Origin of the sequence: Paracoccus shandongensis (assembly GCF_017315735.1) — a bacterium.
Taxonomy (GTDB): domain Bacteria; phylum Pseudomonadota; class Alphaproteobacteria; order Rhodobacterales; family Rhodobacteraceae; genus Paracoccus; species Paracoccus shandongensis.
Window position 1 is genome coordinate 1 of sequence record NZ_JAFLRK010000046.1, and the last position, 21324, is coordinate 21324.

A 21324-nucleotide genomic window follows, 5' to 3' on the forward strand; every position below is an offset into this window, starting at 1 on the left:
GCGAGGGCGGGAAGCCCTCGCGCATGCGGCACGGCCGCATTGGGGGAAGCCGTCCGGCGCGGGGCGAAGCCCCATGAGGACGCGCACATTGCTTTAGCAATGTATAAGCGCGCATTTAGAACTTTTCAACAGCTGTCTCACCCGCTACGGTTGCGCCCACCAGAACCGGAGGTGCCGCGATGCCCGCCCATCCTGATCCCCTTGGCCGCCTGGAAGAGCTGGCCCGGAGGACGGCTCAGCTGGAGGCCCGGATGCAGGCCATCGATGCGCGCCAGCGGGAGATCGACCGCAAGAACGACAACCGCATCACCTGGCTGCTCGGATCGCTGGTCTATGAACGGCTGAGGGATGATCCTGCCCTGCGAGACTTCGTGCGCCGTGAACTGCCAAGCCGCCTGACCGAGCGGGATGGCAAGCGCGGTCTCTGGCAGCGCCTCTTTCCCGAAGATACCGGAGGACCGTCATGAACCTCGTCCTGGAGCCCCGCCACTGGATCCTGATGGTGGGGGCAGTCCTGATCGCGGCCTTGGCCTTCTGGGGCTTGCCGCAAATCATCTCCATCTATCCGCTCACCCTTTATGCCATCCCGCTGCTGGCGGGCGCCGCAATCCTGGACACGCTGGGAAACGCCTCAGAAGGCCGCAGAGCGCCTTGGAAGATCGCGGCATGGGTCTGCCTCGCCGGATCGGCTCTACCTGCCCTGTGGCCGCTCCAGGCCGCGCTCCAGGCCCTCTCGGAGACCTACCGGTCCTGGGCCGCAGTGGGCGTGCCCCTGCCCCGCAGTGTCTGGGAGACGTTCAAGGGCTTTGGGCGCTTTCCCCAGGAGCATCAGCAGGCCGTCCTGATCGGTGGGGGTGTCGGGCTTGTGGTGATCGCCTTGGCAATCATCACGCCGCTGCGGGCCGCCTTCGATCCACGCTTTCGCCGCAACCGCCAATCCCGCTCCGGTCCCTGGCGGGCCGGCTGGATGGAGCCCCGCGACATCGCCCGCCTGGCCCGCAACAAGACCGGCATGCCGCTGGCGCTCCATAACGGCAAGCTGCTGCGCTATGCCAAGGATGACGCCAAAGGCTGGCGTGGTGGCCATCACCTGGTCGTTGCGGGCACCCGTGGCGGCAAGGGCGTCGGTGCGGTGATCCCGGCCATCCTCGATCATCAAGGCCCGGTGGTCGTGCTCGACATCAAGGGCGAGAACTTCGCCGTCACCCGGCGCCATCGGCAAAGCCTGGGCCGGCAGGTCGTGGTGCTGAACCCCTTCGGGGTCATCGAAGACTCCGCCGATCAGGTCAATCCGCTCGACTACATTCGCCCGCACGAGCTGTCCCGCGACATCCCGCTCCTGGCTGATGGCCTGGTGCGCCCGGAAAAGGGTGATGGCGCCCATTTCGCGGAAATGGCCCGCGAGCTGGTGGCCGGCGCCATCGAGGTTGTCGTCACCCAGGAAGAACCGGAGCACCGCACCCTTGTCAGGGTGGCGGATCTTCTCCTGGCGCCTGACCTCGATGACACTCTGCAGGCCTGGGCCGAGAATGCCGATCTGGTCGGGCACCGGCCCGCCCAGATCGCCGCCACCATTCTCCGCGCGGGAGACCGCGAGCGCGGCAGCATCCAGACCTCCATCGCCAAGGCCTTTGCCTGGATGCAATCCGACGCCATGCGCCACTTCCTGAAGCGCTCCAGCTTCTGCATGGATGATCTGCTGGACGACAGGATCGATCTCTTCATCGCCGTGCCGCTCGATCAGATCGACAAGCAGGCGGTGTTCATGCGTCTCTTCATCAACTTGGTGCTGGGCCTGGTCGTCCGCCAGGACGGCCGGCGCAGGGTCAAGGCGCCGATCCTTCTGGCCCTTGATGAGTTCGTGCGCATGGGACGCATGGAGCAGATCATGAACATCGCCAACGTCGCCGCCGGCGTGGGCTTCGAGGCCCTCTTCGTGACCCAGGACACCGGCCAGGTGGTGGAAGCCTACGGGCAGAACGATGCCCGCAGTATCTTTGGATCCTGCATCACCAAGCGTCTCTTCAATCTCAATGACATCGAGACCGCTGACTGGGCGGCCCGCCATCTCGGTGAAGGCACCATCTATTCTCAGCAGATCAAGGAGGATCGCAGCCTCACCGGCAGGGGCGATCTGTCTTACGCCGAGCAGCGTCAGAAGCTCATGACAGCAGAGCAGATCATGGGCATGAAGCCTGATGAGCTTCTGCTCCTGGTTGGCAACCGCAGCCCCCTTAGGGGCAAGCTCAATCGGTATCGCGAGAGCAAGGCCTACCATGGGAAGTGGGATCAAAACCCGCTGAATTGAAGCTTCACCTATGGAGTCTGGTGCCTGAAGGTATGATCCTACACTTACTGTCTGCCTTCAATACGTGGGTTGCCAAGTATAGCCCTGCTTTAGTCTCAGCATTCAGCCCTGTCGGCTTAAACCGATGGGTCGTTCTTTTTGCGTTTTAGGGGCCGTATAGCGTGTCCCTTATTTCGGAATCTTCTTTCTTCTCTTTCTTCTTCTTCTGTTACCTGTAACTTACTGTTTTTTCAATTATTAATACACGCGATCCGTAGTTTATGGGTCGGAAGCCCGTAGAAAACGGGTCGGAGTTCGTCTCGAAACCGTAGAAAACGGGTCTAGATCCCGTAGAAATTGGGTCGAAAAGGCTCCTTGCCCTTCTGGGCGGCGCTTTATGGGCACAATCGACCCGAAAACTACGGGTTTCGCTTTCATTTGACCTGAGCAACCAAACCGTAGTTACTGCCCCGGCTGGCAGCTACGGTTTGAAGAATGCAAATCGACCCAAAAACTACGGTTTCGATGCTCGACTTGCGGCCCTATGGCGGCGAGATGCTAAAGCCCGCCGAGCTGGTCGAAGTCGATGGTGCAGAGAAGCTGACGCTCAATGCGCGGCGTGCTTACAACCTGCTGCTGCACAATGCCCACGGTCCGGACATGGCCGTACCGCACCAACGGTTCACGATCCCCCTCTCCGCGCTCAAGTTCTCCCACGCGGGCAATGAGCGCCTGGCGCAGGCAATTAAATCGCTGATGCGGACCATCGTCACCATCCGCGCCGCCGATCGGGTCGAGCTGGTGCCCCTCCTCGGCCGCACCACAATCGCCGACCGCCGGAATGACCGCGGCTATCTCACTTATGAGTTTGACCCACTGCTGGTCGAGCTGCTGCGCGATAGCCAGATCTTCGCCAAGCTGCAGCTTGACGTGATCCATGCGGTATCGAGCAAGTACGCCCTCGCCCTCTATGAGATCGTCGCCAAGCGTGCGCGGCTGTCCTACGTCCGGTCGGAGACGTTCACCATCGATCAGTTCCGCAGCATGCTTGGTGTTGAGCCAGGCAAGCTCAACACCTATTCCAACCTGCTCAAGTTCGCGATCCAGCCTGCCTTTGATGAAGTAAACCGGCTGGCTGAATTTCACGCTGCGTTTGAGCCGGTAAAGGTTGGGCGGAAGGTTGGTGCGATCAAGGTTGCTTGGGCAATCAAAGGCCCAGAAGCGCAAAAGCGAGCCTATGCCGCTGTGCGTGGCGAATTTAGCGCTCCGGAAAATTGAAGATGCGGCGACTTGGACGCGCGGACACGCCTAGAATTCTGCGAGTGGAAAATTCATGTCACCGAGAATTGGCGAAGCGGTCATTGGCCCACGCGGTCAAATGGCAAAGCTTCCAAGCGTAGAATTTAGCGCGTGGAAAATTGTGCGAGGGGAAAATGCAGAAATGAAGTCAATCGTAATCGCCTCACAGAAGGGCGGCGCAGGCAAGACTACGACAGCGATCAACTTGGCGGTAGCAGCCTCACAGGACGGACAACGGGTGGCTATGGTCGACTTGGACCCACAGCGCAGCTTGCGCGGGTGGTGGGATGGGCGCGACGCCGAGTGGCCACAGATGCCTGACAGCGACCCCGCACCTGATCAAGTCAAGGCCGCCCTCCCCGCCTTGGCCAAGCACTTTGACCTCTTGGTGATCGACACGCCGCCTGCCGCGGCTGACTGGCTTTCCAACGTCATGGCAGCTGCTGACCTGGTGTTGATCCCCGTTCGCCCTTCTCCGCACGACCTCCGCGCCGTGGGAGCTACCCTGCGCGCCGCGCGTGAGGCAGGGTCCGACTTCGCCTTCCTTCTGTCCCAGACCCCTCGTGCGCGCGTTACAGACGAGGCGGCACGTACGCTGGCACAATATGGCAAGTTGGCGCCGGTAAACTCTGCCATGCGCGTGATCTATGCTGAGACCGCCGCGACGGGGCAGGGGGTGACAGAGGCGAGTGACCCGAAAGCCGCCGAGGAGGCGCGCGACCTGTGGGCCTATGTTAAAGGGCTGCTTGATGGCTAAGAAAGGCAGCTTCTCGTTCGCCGGCATGATCGATCCAAGTGCCAAGGCCGTACCGATCAAGGGCGTGGAACAGCGCGGGGCAGGGGAGACGCCACCACCGGCGTCCGCACCGACTCCGTCTAAGCGCGGCCGGCCTCCGAAAGCGCGCACAGCGACAGAGGCCCGGCCGAGCTTCGGCTTGGATCCGGAGACGCACGCAAAGTTCAAGATCTGGCTGCTGCGTCGAGGTATGTCCATGCAGGACTATCTTGAGGCGCACATTGCGGAGCTTGTGAAGGATGAGCGGCTTTAACAATAAACAGCGTATTTCTTCGCGCCTAAAATTCTCCGAGTGGTAAATTTACTGCGCGAGAATGGCGCTGACTTTTTCTTTGTTCAGCCCTGCGGGCCGCTTGTTCGTTGCGCAGAAGAAGGCCCAACCGGGTGCCGCGATTTGTGCCATAACCACTCCATTAGCCAAGTGGCATTGAGTTGTGTTTTCGAGTTCTTGTCGCTTATCTGAGAAGACATCTCGCCTGGCAATTCCGCTCTTCGGCGTCTCCTCTTCCCACCCCTTCGCAGGCGCTCAGTTCCGTCAGACGCCGTGCACGGGTAAATCCGCGGATAAACGGGAGTAACTGAGGTCCAAGCTGGCATTCATGCAGCTGTTCTTGAACTGCCGCCGAAAGGTTCCATCCAGCTGATCCCGCACGGCCATTTCACACATGATAGTGCCGAAGGCCTGCCCGGGAACAGTTGGCCCTGCTTGCCATGCTGTGAAGGTCTCGTCCCAGGGTATGATCAGCTGGCCACCCCGCAGGAACAGGACAAACAGAAACGTGCCGCGTGCGATCGTTGTATTGCTGCTCGGATGGCGTGCGTGGTCGTGGCGCTTCCGTGACGAACTTGTCCCATAGGGTATCCTTCCATTCCCAAGAAAGGATCGCACCATCAAACCATGGGATCAAACACCTAGTGTTTTGAATCTGACGCTTGTTACCTGTTCCCGCGGATGCCATCGAGTGCGTCGAGCGCGCGTCGTTCACGGGTGAGGATGTCGTCGGCTGACTTGGTCCAAACAAAGGGCTTCGGCCGGATGTTGTGCTGCGCCAGGTAGTCGTAGATTGCGTCCTCCAAGTCGCTCACGCTGGTATAACTGCCTCTGCGAATACGCTTTGCAGTGATCTCTGCGAAGAAGCGCTCGACAAGGTTGAGCCAGGAGGCACTGGTTGGTGTGAAATGCAGCTTGAACCGCGGATGTTTCTCCAGCCAGGCCTGCACCTCGGGCGTCTTGTGGGTCGCGTAGTTGTCGAGCACGAGATGGATGTCACGTGGTTTGCGGACGACGCGGTCAATGCGGCGCAGGAAGGTCAGAAACTCCCGTGCCCGATGACGCGGCATGCAATCACCGATGACCAGACCGGATTTGACATCAAGCGCGGCGAACAGGGTAGTCGTGCCGTGGCGCTTGTAATCGTGGGTCATCGTGGCGGCGCGCCCCTTCTTGAGCGGCAAGCCAGGCTGGGTCCGATCCAAGGCCTGTATCTGTGATTTTTCATCAACACACAGCACGACAGCGCGGTCCGGCGGGTTCAGATACAGACCGACGATCTCGGTGACTTTCTCCTCAAACAGCGGGTCGTTCGACACCTTGAACCCGCGCGAGACATGCGGCTTCAACCCCGCCTCCGCCCAGATGCGTCCCACGCTCGAAGGAGAGATCCCCACCGCTTCGGCCATCATCGAGCGGCTCCAGTGGGTGGCGTTGGGAGGAGCCTCCTGCACGGTCTTCGCGATCACCATCAGCCGTGTCTCCCGGGGCAGCGGAGGCACCCGCGAAGGCCGGGTCTTGTCGCGCAGCAGCCCTGCCACACCCTCGTCGAGATAGCGGGATTGCCAACGCCAGACAGTGGGCTTCGAAATCCTTGCACGCCGCATGATCTCGTTGGTGCCGTAGCCATCGGCGGTAGCCAGAATGATCTCGGCCCGCCAGACCACCTTGCGTGGCGTGTTTCGGTCAGTGAGCACGGTTTCAAGCCGCGCTCGATCGGCAGGGCCAAGGTAAAGGCTGATGTCGTCTCGTCTCATCCGCCGAACATGCCAGACGCGACTACAAGAAGGAATCTTCCGTTAGGTGGTGAACACTAGCGCTTCCGTTTCGTTATGCGGATCAGTCCTTCGCTAATCGCTCAAGCTTAGCAACTGTACTGATACCTTTGTAACCCTCTCGTGCTGTTTGCGACAGAGTCACTCTAATTTGGTCTGTTTTAACCATAGCATTTATTGTCGTCCTTCCACGCTGGCACCGAAATCCTGTTGAATAATCTGCTCCTGCAAGGAGCTCCTGTTGTCATCTGACAGCACCGACGCCTCAGGATTAACTAGAGCCTCCAGATCCCGCGTTCCGATCGGAGGCTCACCTGGCTGAACCGGAAAAGTCCCCTCCTTGAAGGAGCACATCGGGAATGGGCTGCATGGTGCAGTGTCGCCAACATCTTGGGACGAAGTTCCAGGCGCACGGGATAGCTCGTCACTTTGCTGGGAAACAGCAGGAAAGGCAGAAAAGATGCTGAGAACGGTAATCCAAAGATGGTATTTGGTCATTGCTTTTTCTCCGGTTTATTTGGTGGAACATCTATAGTAATGGCCTTAAAACCAAATACCATAGGCCTTGGGAAAACGGCGTCCAAACCAACATCTTCTACTGAAGCGAATGAAGATATAATTCTCGCCGTGCCAGAATCTTGAAATTGGCTGCTTCTAGTTGCGCGATCCTCTAGTATTTTCAAATTTCCTACATCTTCTCCTTCAGTATTAACCTTAGTAACGGCCTCAGAAATATCTACTATCTCTGAAGTACCCCCTCCACTGCCAAGGCCAAGTCCATTACTATTATTAACCAATCTTCTAATTTTTAACTCGCGAGTCACATACACTCTAGAAACAAGCTGAACTTTAAGTTTGTAAACGTAATTTCCTGACTCATCTTTGTCATAAACTCTCGGGCTTATAGAAAATGATAAAGCGCGCCTAAGAGGGCCGTCTTCACAATATAGCTTTGTTTGTTCGTCTTTGCACCATAAGATCAATCTTGCGCTTGCGTTAACGGCAGGCGCACCGTATGTTTCCGCATTAGGAATTCTAATTTCGTCAAATACCGCATCTTTTCCACCACCATTAAGAGCAGCTGGAAGAAATCGAAACCCCGCTTCCGAGTCACTACCTCTATTTAGGATGATTGTAGGAAACGCTATCCGACTCAGTAAAATCTTGGAATTAGAACTTTTCGTTGATTCTTCTCGTCCCTGCGAGAAATCTGGCTTGCCGTTACTTGCAATTTTAGTGTCAGGAAAATTCGGTCGATCAACCTCAGCATCCATATCAGATCGAAGATTTATGTAACCAATTCTGACCGACCTTCCCTCAAGTGATGCAGCGTGATCTTTTTTTTCGTCTTTTTCATAAGCATCATCAGGATAATCTGAATTTACAGTACCGATTATTGCGTATACATCACCCACATGAAAATCTTCTTCTGGAGGAAATCGGCCAATTATACCATAGCGGCCTATTTGCTTGAACCATGCGCTAGATATATCTCTAGCTCCTGGCTCAACATAGTTAACCCAAGGTTTCAAATATAACATCAAAAAAATAATGACAACACTTGCAGATAATAATGCTAGAAGATTTTTTCCATCTTGCATGTAGTGCAGAAACTGAAAGATGTTTTTTCTAATAACTCCATCTTTTTTTTCGCCTGAAGAAAGCTCATTTGTAGGAGGGCTGCCCTCGGCTGGAGAAGCCGGAACATCCTTTCCACCCTCGTTCAAGCTCATCATCAGGCCCCCTCTACGGTGTTCTTTTGATCTATCGCCAGGAAATACCTTCATCCCTTGGCAGCCCAGTGCACCAAAGTCCTTTTTACCTTTTGAACATTTATTTACTATGAAAAAGGTGTTACGCGATGAACGTTACGACAGTAAAGGCTTCACAAAGGAAGGTTTCCGCGTGTGTCAAGGTGCACGAAGTGATCGTACACTCCAATCCATCCGTCAAAAACACCAGCAGCTTTCATATCTTGAAGACGTGATGCCCATTGACTAGGAGTAAGAGTGGTGTTTTTTACAATAAAATCTATAGCGTTAAACTCCATATGCAAGCTATTTTTTGCGCCGCCAATTGCCTTATTGTAAGCCGGACTCCGATACACAGAAGTTGTCATTATAGGAACGCCAAGCTGTTCACGAAGAAGATCCAAAACCCGAATGGTTGTAATAATATTATCCCATAATTCCTCTGGTGGATCAGTGTTCAAACCATAGGCATCACTATCGGAGTTGCTGTTTTGATAGCCTTTTACAAGCAATTCATGTGCTGAAAAATGTTTTATTGTCCATGTGTCGAACTTAGCCTTGAATCCAGACATTGCTAGCGCGTCAGAACTTACCAACGACAAAGATTTTTTGGACAGCTCCTCCGATATTTTAACAGGACCATACCCAAAGTCCAATTCACCTGACTCAAATAACTTTCTTTCCGCTTCTCGCCTACGAACCAGACCTGGCAGTGTAACTTTGTTACCACCTACAGTTCCTTTAACCCATGCGTCGAATTGTTCCGCAGCCTTTCTCTTCTTGCCAGAATTAAGGAGCTGAAGAAGAGTGGATGATTTAAGCGCGCCATTCCCAACATTGAAAGCAAAAGATACTAGAGCAGAAAACTCATCGTCATTGATACTAATACTAACATGAGATTCAACAAAAGCTTCATGCAAAGATAAGTCTTCTCTAAGTAGAGCCTCGGCTTCACCCTCAGTTATTTTCATGCCTTTTTTAGCATTTTTTGTATGGCCATATCCTATTGTCCATACGCCTACTGGGTCAATGTACGCTTCGAGGAAAAGTCCTTCGAAGTGTTTGATAAGCGCCAGTCCTTTTGCATTGACTTTCATAACGATACTCCTTGATACTATGTACCAGTTTACCTCAGTCCTACCTATTCCTCATGCGTTATTGTTTTTCCTAGCCAGCGGCGTCTGCGATAAAGATCCTCGCACTGAATATCAACAAATATCTTTGGCGGTTATATATGTTTTCAGACCAATATTACCCACCGTGCCTTTCCCTGCCTATGACATTACATTAGCAACAACCAATCATTAGCAGACTGACTAGTATGGCAAATCAATATTACACGCTCCCTGCAAATAGCAACGTTATTCTAGGTATTTGGTAGATATTAATATAATTTTTTTTGTATATCAGAAATACTGTTTTATTATTAATAGAACTACCGTTCGATGAAGATGCTCTCATCGTTAGCCGTCCCACATCAGAGATTTTATGCCTTACTCCGTTTATTCTACACTGGTTTGGATGAAAAAGGGAGTAGAAAAGATGTGCCTTGTAGCACTAGATTTTTATCTACTTACACCCAAGAAACAGCGTGGCTGTTTAAAGAAAAATTTATAAAAACTTGCCTATGAATCAGTTAGATGAGCTAGTTTAGTGTTGCCGCGGAACTCGGTTCTTAAGCGCTGTTTCTCTCTCGGCTGTGTTGACAAAAGAGCTTCCGGTTCGCTGACGTCTATGCTTCAAGCGCTCAGAGGTGGTCCGGGATTTTCGACCAGTTTGCCGCCTTGCTAAGCTTTGGCATGGGTTTCATATCAGGCAGCGGCTCTCAGGTTCTGGTTGGCGGTATCATAGGCTTCAGCTGGCGTCAGCAACCGGTGCGATGAGTGCGGACGTTTTTCGTTGTAATAGCTGATCCAGGCACCGATCCCCTTGCGGGCCTCGGACCCGGTCTCGAAGGTGTTCAGGTAGACGCATTAGCATGGCGCTTATAGCTGACCTTCGTGGGAAGGCGGCGAAATCCCGGTTCGAGCCTGAAGCGTACCCAGCCAAGGGATGTTGTTAAAATTCATTGTCTCTTAAGCTTAGCCGCAAGTACTCAATCTGAAGGAAAGCTTTGATGTCGCGCTACTGGTGGGTCAATCAAAACCAAACCTACAAGGCAGAGGTTGGCGGCGGCTATATGTGGTCGCCGAAGACCAACAAAGGCGGGGGCTTCAACCAATTTTATCAAAACATGACCGAGGTCAACTCGGGGGACTTCGTATTTTCTTTTGCGGACACGTTTATCAAAACAGTAGGGGCAGTTTCAGCACCGGCCCGTTCCGCGGAGAAGCCCAAGGAGTTTGGGAAAGCAGGCGATGGTTGGGATGCTGACGGTTGGTTGGTGCAAGTTAACTACGAAGAGCTCAGCAATCCCATTAAGCCAAAGGACCACATGAATCTGCTGGCACCACTCTTACCCAAGAGATACGCGCCTATTCGCGCTGATGGCGTCGGCAACCAGGTCTACCTAGCTGAAATCCCGGAAGCTATGGCAGAAGCGCTGTTGTCACTAATCGGCCGACAGCTCAAGGTGGCCCTTGAAGAAGGCCATGAGCGTGAAATCCAGAACCGGACTGATATTGGCGCTACGGAGAAGTACCAGCTTGTGTTATCAAGGCTTGGTCAAGGTCAGTACCGAAAGAACCTCAAGCAGCATGAAGTTGGATGTCGCATCACCGGTATCACTGATGACCGGTTCTTGACCGCTAGCCATATCAAGCCCTGGTCGAAGAGCAACGACTTCGAAAAGCTAGACGGGAACAATGGATTGCTTCTTTCCCCGCACGTAGATCGTCTATTCGACCGCGGCTACATCACCTTTGAGGACAGCGGCGCATTGATCCTGTGCCCGTCTCTTCCGCATGACGTGGTTTCGGCATGGGGATTATCGCCCCGCTTAGAGCAGAGACCTCTTACGAAGAAGCAAGCGGTCTATATGGAATATCATCGACGCAAGATCTTCGGAAACAGCTGAGAAGCTTGAGTGTGGTCGGTCGAGCCAACCATTACGCATGCTATTTTCGGACGGCCGATTCGTCTGCACAGGCAACTTTCACCTGCGCCGTTTTATACATTACACTTTTATCCATGCGAGCTTTTGGTTAGAAGCGCGCATGGCTGTCTTCTGCAAAGCTCAACAAAAGCTGGGCTTTTCGCAATGTCCTCATAGGATGGCCTTTCCATATGCGAGGTTCCGGGCATAATGCTGGGAATAGCGTGCAAGTGGATTGGGTGATTATGGATGGATCGAGAGCGGCCTGGAACAAGGGAAAGGTGGTGGGCAAGAAGCCTCCGCTCACGCCGGACCAGGTGGCGTTGATCCGGCTGCTTCTGCGCCAGGACCGCGCCCTGCGTGATCTGGCGCTCTTCAACATCGCGGTGGATACCAGCTTTCGCGGCTCTGACCTGGTGCGCCTGCGCGTCTCGGATGTGGCCACCCCCGCCGGCATCCGCGAGATCGTTGAGATCCGGCAGAAGAAGACCGAGAAGCGGAATGTCCGGCCTGTTCAGGCACGGCTGTCGCCGGCAACCCGCGACAGCCTGCGGGCATACCTGGCCGATGCCGAGAAGCCGCTGCATGCTTGGCTGTTCACTGGGCAGGGCCCTCGATGGTCACAAAGCCATCTCAGTGAAAGCCAACTTTGGCGGCTGTTCAAATCCTGGCTGGAAAAGGCCCGCCTCGATCCCGCCCTTTACGGGCTCCATTCCCTGCGGCGAACGTTTCCGACCTATATCCACCAGCAGACCGGCAACCTACGGGCGGCTCAGCTTCTGCTCGGCCATGCCAGCATCGAAAGCACCAAGGACTATATCGGCACCGAACAGGCCGAAGCTCTGGAAATCGCTCGCAGGTATCATCTCTGAGGCCCATGCAGACCTACCTTGAAAAGCACGTTCCCGCAAAGAATGTGGCCCGCTTCTACCGGCTGGCCGTGCTGCCCAATCTGTTTGGGGAATGGACTCTCTACCGGGAATGGGGGCGGATCGGGCGGGGCGGCCGGATCCGGCTGGACTGTTTTGCCACGCACGAGCAGGCTTTGGCCGCCTTGTTGGCTCTGGAAGCCCGCAAGCGGCAACGCGGCTATTGGGTTGAGCCGCAGCAACTGGCCATGTTTGGGTAGTTTTCTTGTCTAAAATGGTATAGTAATTATCCTATTTTGATTATACATTGTCATTGATGAAATTCGAGTATGATCCCGAAAAGAGTGCCTCGAACCGTGAAAAGCACGGGATCGACTTTGATGAGGCCCAAGCTCTCTGGGATGATCCTTATCTGATCGAGGCCCCCGCCAACGTCACGGATGAGCCGCGCTTTCTGGCGGTCGGCATGATCGGGGCTAGGCATTGGACGGCCGTCTACACATATCGGAGCGACCGGGTGCGGATCATCTCCGTGCGCCGCGCCCGCAAGCAGGAGATCGACCATTATGAAGGCGACTGAATTCGACGAACGCTTCGACGCGGGCGAGGACATGTCTGCCCATGTCGATTGGACCAAGGGGCGCCGCCTCAATGTCGAGGCCAAGCGGGTGAACGTGGATTTCCCGGCATGGGTGGTCGCTAGTCTGGACCGCCAAGCGCAAAAGCTTGGCATCACCCGCCAAGCCCTGATCAAGATGTGGATCGCGGAACGGCTTCAATGATGAAACCAGTCCCGCATTGATGCGGTCTGCCGCAGGGGGAGCCGAAGCTATGCTCTAAGCCAGCTCGAACCCTGCATGACCTTTCTAGCTTTCGACCACGATTGCAGCCTCAATCATCATCAAACCACAGGTGCCGGTTCCGCGGCTGTCGTAGCCACAGCATGCTTTGTAACAATGTCCTGCACATCGCTCGGCCTGAACGCCACGTCCCACGCCCAATGACCGAACCCTCCGAACGAGTTCACAGCTCGGACCCATTCATTCAGTGCGGCGCGTTTGGCCTTGTTCTGCGGACTGTCGACGCCCTTGATCTCGAGCGCCAGCGTCGTGCCGTTGGCAAGGCGGAGGAGGAAATCCGGAACATACCGCCGACGTGAACCGGCCCACATATAGTAGATCTGAAAGCCCAAGTGATCGTTCTTGGCGTATGAGAGAATGTCCTCGCGCTTCTCAAAGACATTGGCCGCATGGCCTTCCCAAGCGGAGTCTCCCACCAGATGGCTAATATGCGACTTGGTGGTCGGAAAGCACGGCTTGGTGGTGTACCAAGTCCGCATCTGGCTGGTGGCGCCGATCGGGTTTTCCTCGTCGAACACCGGCGTCAAGCGTTCCGTATTCTGCTCCGTCACGTTGCTCAGTACATTCTGAACGACGAGGTCGATGTTGAGCGCGATAAGAATTCGCCGCCGAAGCGGGTCGGAGTGAAACAGCGACGGGATCTCGAGACGGTCGGAGTTGAGAAACGCCTCGACGATCCTGACCAGCTGCGCCGCCAGATATTCACGGCTGCCTGAAAAACCATGGCTGAGCTCGGCAAAGGCTTTTCTGGCGGCCTGAAAAACGAGGCGTTGCAGGCGGAAGCCATCCGGTAGCTTCTCAAGATCGATGGAAGTGACCTTGCCCATGTCTGTCGCCCCGCCAAGCGCCGGGGCGAGTTCGGCGCTGATCGGTGTGCTTGCAGGATCGAGGACGAGTGGCTGCACAACACTCCAGTCGATGGTGAGCTCTGGTTTGACGACCGTTTCGACACGCAGCACGTTTGGCCAGCGAAGTTCCAGATCTGCCCGCTCGGGCACGACTTCGATCTGCGTCGTCGGCTTCGGAGGCGGCGGAGCGTCGCCACCTTCTCCGGTTTCCGAGATCGAGAGCGGCACGCCGAAGACGTTGACGTATTCGGGCAAGAACAGACCGTTCTCGTCTGTGTCATAGGACACTCGACGCAATCCACGCCCGACGACCTGCTCGCACAGCAGCTGGGATGTGAAGGCCCGGAGCCCCATAATGTGCGTGACGTTCTTGGCGTCCCATCCCTCCGACAGCATCGCCACCGAAACGACGTTCTGCAGATCCTGACCGGCCGCACCGCGTTTCCCGACGTTGTCCACTATCTCGCGCAGCAATTCCTCCTTCCTTAGGGCGAGGAACTGTTGACGCCGGGTTTCCGGGATGGTCGCCGCGTCGACGATTGCCTTCAGTCGTGCCTCGTAATCCTTGTCGGAAGTCGAGGTTTCGCCGATCTCGGCCTTTTCCAGAACTCTGGAGTCGACCCGAAGTGTCCGGGTCGGTGCATGCAACTCGGGCCAGTGCGCATCACCCTTGTTGAAGTAGGTCTCAATGCGCGCTGCGGTCTCGGTGCGGTTGCAAACCGTCAGCATGACGGGCGGGGAATGATGCCCGGCCTCCCGCCAACGCGTCCGGGTTTCCTGCCAGTCGGCGCCAAGCAGCGTATAGGCGTCCTGAACCAGCTTGGGTAGCGCCTCATAGGCTTCGGCCTTGCGGTTCAGGTCTTCGGAGACGGTCGGGTCGCGGTAAATGTGGTAGAGTTTTGAGCGCAGCGTCTTCGCGTCGGGAACGGCATCATCGCGCACGACGACCCGCGGCGTTTTCACCAGCCCGGCCTCAATCGCGTCGTTCAATCCGAAATCCGAGACGATCCAGTCGAACAGCGCCGTGTCGGTGCTAGCTTTGCCGGTCGGCGCAAAGGGCGTGGCCGACAGGTCAAAACAGCGCTGGATGCGCCGGGTCTTGTGGATGCGGTCCAGACCCTCGATCCAGCGCGTCGCCTCGTCAAGGTCGATACCCTGCTCCTCGGCTACCTTCTTGCTGATCTTCACCTCGGGTGGTTTGCGATAGGCGTGGTGCGCCTCGTCGTTGATGACGATGATGTCCTTGTGCGCCGCCAGCTTGCCCAACACCCGCCGCGTGAAGGCCTCGTCGGACTCGCGCCCCTTCTTGACGACCGAGCGGTCCGCTTCCTTCAGCGGCATCAGCGTGTGCCAGTTCTCGATCAGCACCTCGGCGTGGTTCAGCTTCTGACGCAAGGCCTCGGAGGGGCACAGGTTGAACTCGTCGTAGTAGCTGCCCTCGCGGGGGATCAGCACCTGAAGCCGTTCCCTCACCGTCAGGCCCGGCGCCACGATGAACACGGCGCGGCTGAAATCCTTGTTGCGCTTCGGATAGGTCAGCGCGTTCAACACCTGCCACGTAATGATCATCGCCATCACTGTGGTCTTGCCGGACCCCGTCGCCATCTTGTTGCAGAGCCGCTCCCACACTCCGCCATCGCCCGGGATTGCGATGCCCTGCTTGTAGGCTTCGGCGCCCTCGACCCACCAGATCAACGTCTCGATCGCCTCGAGCTGGCAAAAGTAGAACGGATGCTGCCGCGCTTCACGGTCGTGCCAGTGCTCCAGCAGCTTGCGGGTGACGATAGTCACCCCTGGCCAGCCATCCTCGCGCCACTGATCCACGCGCGTGCGGATTGTGTTCACCAAATCCAGCACCTCGGTGCGCTTAGTGTTGTTGCGCGCGTCAAAGACGTCATAGCTCGCCGGCCGTCGCTCCGGCTTGATCTCCAGCTTGCCGCCCTTGCCTTCGACCCAGTGCTGCGCCGGGCATTCCCACGGCCTGTTGATGATAAGTGACATGGGTCAGTCCTCGAGCCGCATAATCTTCAGCGACTCGATTCCACGGTCGTCCACGATTTTAATAGCGATGCGCCGGTTTTCGCCCGCCTCGAAGGGCAGCGACACCGAGCCGTGGAACTGCTCCAGCAGGTCTTCGTCCAGTTCTGCGCGCACAGTCTTGCGCAGGCGGTTCCAGCCGCCTTTGGCATCCGCCATCGGGAAGAACACCTGATGCGGCATCAGCGAGCGGTTGTCGTAATCCACGTCCAACGACCACATGGCGATCTGCTTTGTACCGCCGGAAACCAGATCCCCCTTGCGCGGGTCGAAATAGTCGAAGCCGTTGACCTCGACCTCCCACAGGCCGTCCTTACGTTTGCGCAGGTCCACATCGGGCTGGCCCATCAGCCAGAACGACTGGTTGGAGCTACGGCCCTTCTTCAGATCCTCGGTCAAGAGGTCGGTGTTCATCTGCGCCTTGAGCAGCGTCACGCCCGGCCAGTTTACCTCGTCGATGTCCTTCGCCGCCTCGGGGTCGAAGGTGAAGGCGCAGAACAGGATGAACTTGGGTGACGGGCGCAGGGTCTCAACCTCGGTCAGTGCCAGCTCCACCTGCCGCTGCTCCAGTGCCGCGTGTTCGGGGCCGAAGCTAACGACGACGCGCTCGCCCGTCTCGGCCATAGATCCTCTGGCGTGGATGTGTTTCAGCCCCGGCAGCGTCTCGAACTCGGCGAAGCGGAGCATGGCGCCGCCCTTGCCGCGCACGCCGGTCTTCAGGAGTTCGTCGCGCCACAGCGCCTGGCGGGAGGTCTCGCCAGAGCGGGCGACGGTCTCGTCGGCCTCTTGCGGCGGAATGCTGTCGTCCAGCGACAGGACGGTCGGCGCCGGGACCGCTTCGACCGAGAACGGCCCACAGATGCGCAGCTTGGATTTGTCGATCCGCGGCTTGTCGTAGAGCGTCTCCTGCTCGGCATGGTCGGAGATGGACTGGTCCATCCGACGTTGCATCGCCTGACGAGCAGCGTGGAAGGCGTCGAAGGAGGCACGGACGGCCTCGGGCCAGTCGTCCGGCCAGTCGAAGGGCACCTCCCATTCGTACAAGTTGTCGCCCTTGGCGAAATCCACCGGCTTGCCCTTGCGCGCACCCTTGAGTGGCTTCGGCGGAGTGGCTGCCAAGGCGGTGTTTAAATCGGCCAGCGCCGTCGCGATCTTCGGGTGGTCTTCGTCATGGATCGCGTCGATGTCGGGGTTATCGGCGATGCTCGTTAGCGTAACATGGGGGATTGTTTCGTAGTCGAAGCCACCCGTCAGCCCCTCATGCGGATACCGCAATGCATAGTAGTCAAAGCTGGCGGTCATCAGCCGCTGCTTGGCCAGCGTGATCGCCACACGCGAGGTATCACAGGTAATCCAGCGCCGCCCCCACTTCTCGGCCACGAAGGCGGTGGTGCCGGAGCCGCAGGTAGGATCGAGCACCAGATCGCCGGGATCGGTGGTCATTAGCAGGCAGCGTTCGAGCACATTCAAGTTGGTTTGAACCACGTAGACCTTTTCCTTCGAAAAAGTCGACTCCACGGTTCCCTTCCAGACGTTGTCGTAGCGAAGAAGTGGGAAGTCTGAAAATTTCCTTTTCCAGTACTTCTCGTCAATCGTTAATCTTCCAGCTTTCTTCAAACGCGGCACGTGTTCATTAGATTTGAGCTGTGCTGTTTTAATGGGTTCTCCCGTTTCAGGGTCACGAGCATTAAAGACGGACTCAATTTCCCCTTCGCTACGGTCTCGGAAAATTTCTCTGAACTTCAAACTTCCTTGACCCTTGTACCAGATCAGACAATCATAAAGCCGTTGAATCCTCTTTGTGTTTTGATTTGCGGCTGTTTGGAAAAAGATCTCAGCGACAAAATTTTCCTTACCAAGAACTTCATCCATAAGTGAGCGAGCCAAATGCGTGTTCTCATCTCCCATCTGCACAAACACCGACCCACTTTCGGTTAGCAATTCCCGCGCCAACATAAGCCGGTCGCGCAGGTAGGTGAGGTAGGAGTGGATGCCGAGCTCCCAAGTGTCCCGGAACGCCTTGATCATCTCGGGTTCCTGGGTGAGGTCGTCGTCCGAGCGATCCTTCACGTCGCGCTTGTTCGTGAATGGCTGAAAGTTCGAGCCGTATTTGATGCCGTAGGGCGGATCGATGTAAATCATCTGAACCTTGCCGCCCATGCTTTCCTTGGTCAGGAGCGAGTTCATCACCAAGAGGCTGTCGCCCGCCACCAGCCGGTTCGACCAGCCCTTTTCGTGGTGGTAGAAATCCAGCGCCTGGCGCAGCGGCAGGTTCTCGAACGGCGCCGCGAATAGGTCCGGCTGCCGCCATTGCGTTGAAGCATCCTTGCCCTTCAGCCGCTTCGCCACGTTGGCGAGGATCGTCGCCGGGTCCACCCGTTCATGGACATGGAGCGAGACGGTATCCACTTCGACGCTGGTCCGTTCCGCCTTGCCCGTCCAGTTGAGATAGGGCGCCTGCAGCCGCTTCAGCTCCTGCAACGCGTCCTTCATGCGTTCAGGGTCAGCGCTGGCCAGCGCATCATCGATCAGCTTTTCGATCCCTGCCCGTGCGCTGTCAAAGTTCAGCACCGGATCCAGATGAGGATCATAGGCCCAGACCGTCTTTTCGCCATCCGGATCGGTGCCAGCATGGACCATCCCCACCTCGGGATTGTTCATCCGCATCTCACCATGACGATAGCTGAGCACCTGCATTGGACCGTTCGGCTTGCGCATAGCCTTTTTGCTGCGAGGGGCTGCGCGCTGCTGTGGCTCCGGCTCGTCGGTCAGGGTCAGTTCGAAGCCGTCCCCCTCATCATCGGCATCCGCATCATCGCCGTCGTCCTCATCCTCAGCCTCCTTGACCAAGCGCATGATCGACCCGCCGCGCCCACGGCCGCGGGCCAGAACCCCATTGTCCACCAGCGCATCGCGCGCCGCGAAATAATCGTCATCGGAGAGCTCAGGCAAACGCTCACGCAGCAAGGCCATCATCGTGCCGTTGCCGATGGATGCGCCGTCTTCAGGGGTCAGGGAGAGGATCAGGTGGGAGATGGTATCAGGCATGCAGGCAAAGGGCTCACAGGAAATTGCGTTTGGGCAAGCCTATCGCAGCAGTTGTGAAGTTGCACTCTTATTCACTTGTCGTGTGAACGCCTGACCACGATCCCAAATCGGCATCAGGACTTTGTGTCTGCGCCACCCTTCGCGACGAGGCGAAAGGGTTTTCGGATCTCAGGCCGCTCTGGCTGGTCTTTCCAAAGCCACTGAATCAATCGACTGCACTGAACTCGATCACCTGACCGCCGAAGCTCAGCTTCTGCAGGCACGGCGTGATGTAAAGATACTTCTACTTTTCGGCCCAATTCGCCACGTCCCGATCAAGCTTCAACAGCTCTTCCATCATGAGGGGCGTTGCTTCTTTGATCCCCGCCATTTCTTCAAGACCAGCGCATCCGGCATTATCAAATACAAGCCGACACGGATACACCCGCGCTCCGGGCGCATGGGACGAAAGCGGGCTGAAAAACTTGTATACGAACACTGCCTTCCCGTTGGCACGAGCAAAAAGCTTGCCCAGCTTGCCCGCTTTTTTCATATCCATCCGACCTGCAAGGTATTTCGCCAGCCCAAATCCGTTCACAGGCGACAGAACGGTGGATACGCTCAGCGGGTCCTCCACGACACAAACATGAACTTCATCAGAGTGATGTTCGATGATGAGATGCGCCTCAAGAAGGCTGCCACCGATATCAATGGAAACCGTTTCAATGACCCTTTGGACATGATCCGGCTTGTCCAGAGCAAACAGTCCGTTGCCCCACTCTTCCGGTTTCGGGAGCCGCTGATATGACTCGACGCGATCGGCCACGTCCCTGAAGGCCTGGTAAGCCGCGCTTACCTCGTCTTCCGTTGCCTGTGCGCGGATGTCCGGCAGACGCAGTCCGAGTTTCTTCGCGCGAAACCAATGCTGCTCGCGCAGGAATTTTTCATAATCCAGTACGGTTCTGAACTGTGACAGAAATATTTTGGGGATTTCACCGTGGAGCTTGGAAACGACGCTATGAGCATCGTCTGTCCAATCCTGACGCTGCTTATTTTCCAGCTGACCAATGAGCGCCTGCGTCTGATTGAACTTCTTTTCCCAGTTGGGATCGTACCCGTTCATCAACGGCCCGTCTTCAAAATAGCTCATTTGAAATACCCTTATCGCTCCCTCTCTCGATCCCGTCCCAGGCCGGACTGCCGCTCCTGCCCGTCATTTCGATGCCGACCTAGGATGGCATTGCGGCGTCCATGGTCAAGCTCGACCGGCGCCACCCGCTCTCGGCCGACGTCCTTGTCCTGGCGCTGCACCTCGGCCCCACCACGTCCCAGCACGGCGGCCCGCTGCGTCTCTCTGTCAGCCGACCGGTCTGCCCGTTCCATCTGGCCCATCATCCTCTCCCTGATTTTTCCCATCGCCGCCTCGGCCCTCTGCCAGAGCTGCCCGATCCGCTCGCGTGCCGCCGCCACAAAGGCCCGGCCGCGTTCGGCCAGCTCAAACCGCAGCTCCAACTGCCGCCAGCCCCACTCGCGCCGCTCCGCGTTGCGCACCTGCGCCGCCCGGAAGGCATTGCCGCGCTCGGTCTCGATCCCGCGCTTCTCCAGGGCATTGGCAGCCGGCCCGATCTTCGGCTCTGGCTCGCGCGAGAGCTCCACCATTTTGCCCTCAAGCTGGCGGGCGCGTTCTTCCTGCCCGGCACCCCACGCCCGCGTGGCTTCTCGTTCCACCTCCGCGCGCTGCACAGGAAGCGATCGATGATCGATCCGCTCCGAGCGCCCTGCCCGCTCCAAGGCGGCATTAGCCTCCCGTGCCCAAGCTTCCCGCCAGCCCAGCAGAAGCTCAGGCTCGTTCCAGGACCGGTCCTTCTTGCCAAAGCCCTCACCGGTCAGCTCACGCAGCGTCAGCATCACATGGGCATGCGGCTGGCCATGCCCGTCGCGCGCGCGTCCTTCATGAACCGCCAGATCGGCAATCATCCCGCGACCGACGAACTGCCGCTGCACAAAGCCGCGCAAGAGCTCCAGCCGCTCCCCCCGGTCCAGCTCGCGGGGAAGCGCAACCTCGACCTCACGGGCAAGCTGCGCATCCTTGCGGCGCTCAACGGCCTCCACGGCATTCCACAGCCGGTCCCGATCCCGCATCCAGTCCGGCGCATTCTCGGGGGCCAGGATCTCCGCATGCACCACCCCACCCTTGCGGCTGTAGTCATGCTCGATCCCCTGGCGCTCGTCCCGCAGCCGCCCCCCGGCCCGGTAGGCCGCAGCCGCCACGGAGGAGCGCCCGCCCTTCCGGCCGATCACCTTGGCGCTGAGATGATAGATCGCCACGCCGACGCTGCCTTTCACGAACAGGGTCCAGCGGCTGTTCCGCTGGCCGGGAGTGCGAGGGCGGGAAGCCCTCGCGCATGCGGCACGGCCGCATTGGGGGAAGCCGTCCGGCGCGGGGCGAAGCCCCATGAGGACGCGCACA

18 protein-coding genes and 2 pseudogenes are annotated in these 21324 nt (G+C 57.2%); 10 read left to right on the plus strand and 10 right to left on the minus strand.

The genetic code is table 11. From position 1 onward, the window contains the following. The first annotated feature begins 179 nt into the window (after positions 1-179). The 5 genes from JX613_RS18150 (at position 180) to JX613_RS18170 (ending at position 4635) form a co-directional block, all read left to right on the plus strand. On the plus strand, positions 180-467 hold the full coding sequence (locus tag JX613_RS18150) for a hypothetical protein (RefSeq protein WP_207102884.1): 288 nt from the start codon (positions 180-182) through the stop codon (positions 465-467). Continuing rightward, on the plus strand, positions 464-2308 hold the full coding sequence (locus tag JX613_RS18155; RefSeq protein ID WP_207102885.1) for a type IV secretory system conjugative DNA transfer family protein: 1845 nt from the start codon (positions 464-466) through the stop codon (positions 2306-2308). The genes JX613_RS18150 and JX613_RS18155 overlap by 4 nt, the downstream gene beginning before the upstream one ends. Positions 2309-2782: 474 nt before the next feature. Further along, a complete protein-coding gene (locus tag JX613_RS18160) occupies positions 2783-3565 on the plus strand; it encodes a replication initiation protein (protein ID WP_207102886.1) in 783 nt (260 codons plus the stop codon). Between the two features lie 100 nt (positions 3566-3665). Further along, a complete protein-coding gene (locus JX613_RS18165; RefSeq protein WP_207102887.1) occupies positions 3666-4343 on the plus strand; it encodes a ParA family protein in 678 nt (225 codons plus the stop codon). Beyond that, complete coding sequence (locus tag JX613_RS18170; RefSeq protein WP_207102888.1) at positions 4336-4635, plus strand: hypothetical protein; 300 nt, start codon at positions 4336-4338, stop codon at positions 4633-4635. Before JX613_RS18165 ends, JX613_RS18170 begins: the two co-directional genes overlap by 8 nt. A gap of 497 nt (positions 4636-5132) precedes the next feature. Here the strand turns inward: JX613_RS18170 and JX613_RS20435 are convergent. The 6 genes and pseudogenes from JX613_RS20435 to JX613_RS20050 all read right to left on the minus strand — a co-directional run. Next, positions 5133-5237 (minus strand): annotated as a pseudogene (locus JX613_RS20435) (IS481 family transposase); the annotation flags it as partial. Between the two features lie 81 nt (positions 5238-5318). After that, the gene (locus JX613_RS18175; protein WP_207102889.1) at positions 5319-6410 is read right to left on the minus strand and encodes an IS630 family transposase; all 1092 of its coding nucleotides are present in this window, start codon (positions 6408-6410) and stop codon (positions 5319-5321) included. A 192-nt stretch (positions 6411-6602) separates the two neighbouring features. After that, the gene (locus JX613_RS18180) at positions 6603-6926 is read right to left on the minus strand and encodes a hypothetical protein (protein WP_207102890.1); all 324 of its coding nucleotides are present in this window, start codon (positions 6924-6926) and stop codon (positions 6603-6605) included. Then, positions 6923-8161, minus strand: coding sequence for a hypothetical protein (locus tag JX613_RS18185; protein WP_207102891.1), 1239 nt, complete (start codon positions 8159-8161; stop codon positions 6923-6925). The genes JX613_RS18180 and JX613_RS18185 overlap by 4 nt, the downstream gene beginning before the upstream one ends. 152 nt (positions 8162-8313) lie before the next feature. Next, on the minus strand, positions 8314-9276 hold the full coding sequence (locus tag JX613_RS18190; protein WP_207102892.1) for a glycoside hydrolase family protein: 963 nt from the start codon (positions 9274-9276) through the stop codon (positions 8314-8316). Between the two features lie 714 nt (positions 9277-9990). After that, positions 9991-10152, minus strand: a pseudogene (locus JX613_RS20050) (integrase core domain-containing protein); the annotation flags it as partial. Between the two features lie 143 nt (positions 10153-10295). Here JX613_RS20050 and JX613_RS18200 point away from each other — a divergent pair. The 5 genes from JX613_RS18200 (at position 10296) to brnA (ending at position 12864) form a co-directional block, all read left to right on the plus strand. After that, complete coding sequence (locus JX613_RS18200; RefSeq protein ID WP_207102893.1) at positions 10296-11195, plus strand: HNH endonuclease; 900 nt, start codon at positions 10296-10298, stop codon at positions 11193-11195. A gap of 302 nt (positions 11196-11497) precedes the next feature. Then, on the plus strand, positions 11498-12085 hold the full coding sequence (locus JX613_RS18205; protein WP_207102894.1) for a tyrosine-type recombinase/integrase: 588 nt from the start codon (positions 11498-11500) through the stop codon (positions 12083-12085). Positions 12086-12090: 5 nt separating this feature from the next. Beyond that, positions 12091-12342: a WGR domain-containing protein gene (locus JX613_RS18210; protein WP_207102895.1), complete on the plus strand. Its 252-nt coding sequence runs from the start codon at positions 12091-12093 to the stop codon at positions 12340-12342. 56 nt (positions 12343-12398) lie between these two features. Next, positions 12399-12662, plus strand: coding sequence for a BrnT family toxin (locus JX613_RS18215; protein WP_207102896.1), 264 nt, complete (start codon positions 12399-12401; stop codon positions 12660-12662). After that, positions 12649-12864, plus strand: a complete 216-nt coding sequence (gene brnA / locus JX613_RS18220; protein ID WP_182793488.1) for a type II toxin-antitoxin system BrnA family antitoxin — start codon at positions 12649-12651, stop codon at positions 12862-12864. Before JX613_RS18215 ends, brnA begins: the two co-directional genes overlap by 14 nt. A 119-nt stretch (positions 12865-12983) precedes the next feature. On the opposite strand, the gene JX613_RS18225 is transcribed toward brnA, so the two are convergent. The 4 genes from JX613_RS18225 to mobQ all read right to left on the minus strand — a co-directional run. Then, positions 12984-15791 carry a BPTD_3080 family restriction endonuclease gene (locus JX613_RS18225; RefSeq protein ID WP_182793489.1) on the minus strand — a complete coding sequence of 936 codons (2808 nt, stop codon included), beginning with the start codon at positions 15789-15791 and terminating at the stop codon, positions 12984-12986. A gap of 3 nt (positions 15792-15794) precedes the next feature. After that, a complete protein-coding gene (locus JX613_RS18230) occupies positions 15795-18875 on the minus strand; it encodes a site-specific DNA-methyltransferase (RefSeq protein ID WP_207102897.1) in 3081 nt (1026 codons plus the stop codon). 283 nt (positions 18876-19158) lie between these two features. After that, positions 19159-20004, minus strand: coding sequence for a hypothetical protein (locus JX613_RS18235; protein WP_207102898.1), 846 nt, complete (start codon positions 20002-20004; stop codon positions 19159-19161). An 11-nt stretch (positions 20005-20015) separates the two neighbouring features. Continuing rightward, on the minus strand, positions 20016-21324 hold a 1309-nt coding region (gene mobQ, locus JX613_RS18240; protein WP_207102899.1), incomplete at its 5' end, for a MobQ family relaxase.

Excerpts from the sequence above, each read along its gene's own strand:
- JX613_RS18150 (WP_207102884.1), top strand. The coding sequence starts at position 180 with ATGCCCGCCCATCCTGATCCCCTTGGCCGCCTGGAAGAGCTGGCCCGG.
- JX613_RS18155 (WP_207102885.1), top strand. The coding sequence starts at position 464 with ATGAACCTCGTCCTGGAGCCCCGCCACTGGATCCTGATGGTGGGGGCA.
- JX613_RS18160 (WP_207102886.1), top strand. The coding sequence starts at position 2,783 with ATGCAAATCGACCCAAAAACTACGGTTTCGATGCTCGACTTGCGGCCC.
- JX613_RS18165 (WP_207102887.1), top strand. The coding sequence starts at position 3,666 with ATGGCAAAGCTTCCAAGCGTAGAATTTAGCGCGTGGAAAATTGTGCGA.
- JX613_RS18170 (WP_207102888.1), top strand. The coding sequence starts at position 4,336 with ATGGCTAAGAAAGGCAGCTTCTCGTTCGCCGGCATGATCGATCCAAGT.
- JX613_RS18175 (WP_207102889.1), bottom strand. The coding sequence starts at position 6,410 with ATGAGACGAGACGACATCAGCCTTTACCTTGGCCCTGCCGATCGAGCG.
- JX613_RS18180 (WP_207102890.1), bottom strand. The coding sequence starts at position 6,926 with ATGACCAAATACCATCTTTGGATTACCGTTCTCAGCATCTTTTCTGCC.
- JX613_RS18185 (WP_207102891.1), bottom strand. The coding sequence starts at position 8,161 with ATGAGCTTGAACGAGGGTGGAAAGGATGTTCCGGCTTCTCCAGCCGAG.
- JX613_RS18190 (WP_207102892.1), bottom strand. The coding sequence starts at position 9,276 with ATGAAAGTCAATGCAAAAGGACTGGCGCTTATCAAACACTTCGAAGGA.
- JX613_RS18200 (WP_207102893.1), top strand. The coding sequence starts at position 10,296 with ATGTCGCGCTACTGGTGGGTCAATCAAAACCAAACCTACAAGGCAGAG.
- JX613_RS18210 (WP_207102895.1), top strand. The coding sequence starts at position 12,091 with ATGCAGACCTACCTTGAAAAGCACGTTCCCGCAAAGAATGTGGCCCGC.
- JX613_RS18215 (WP_207102896.1), top strand. The coding sequence starts at position 12,399 with ATGAAATTCGAGTATGATCCCGAAAAGAGTGCCTCGAACCGTGAAAAG.
- brnA (WP_182793488.1), top strand. The coding sequence starts at position 12,649 with ATGAAGGCGACTGAATTCGACGAACGCTTCGACGCGGGCGAGGACATG.
- JX613_RS18225 (WP_182793489.1), bottom strand. The coding sequence starts at position 15,791 with ATGTCACTTATCATCAACAGGCCGTGGGAATGCCCGGCGCAGCACTGG.
- JX613_RS18230 (WP_207102897.1), bottom strand. The coding sequence starts at position 18,875 with ATGCCTGATACCATCTCCCACCTGATCCTCTCCCTGACCCCTGAAGAC.
- JX613_RS18235 (WP_207102898.1), bottom strand. The coding sequence starts at position 20,004 with ATGAGCTATTTTGAAGACGGGCCGTTGATGAACGGGTACGATCCCAAC.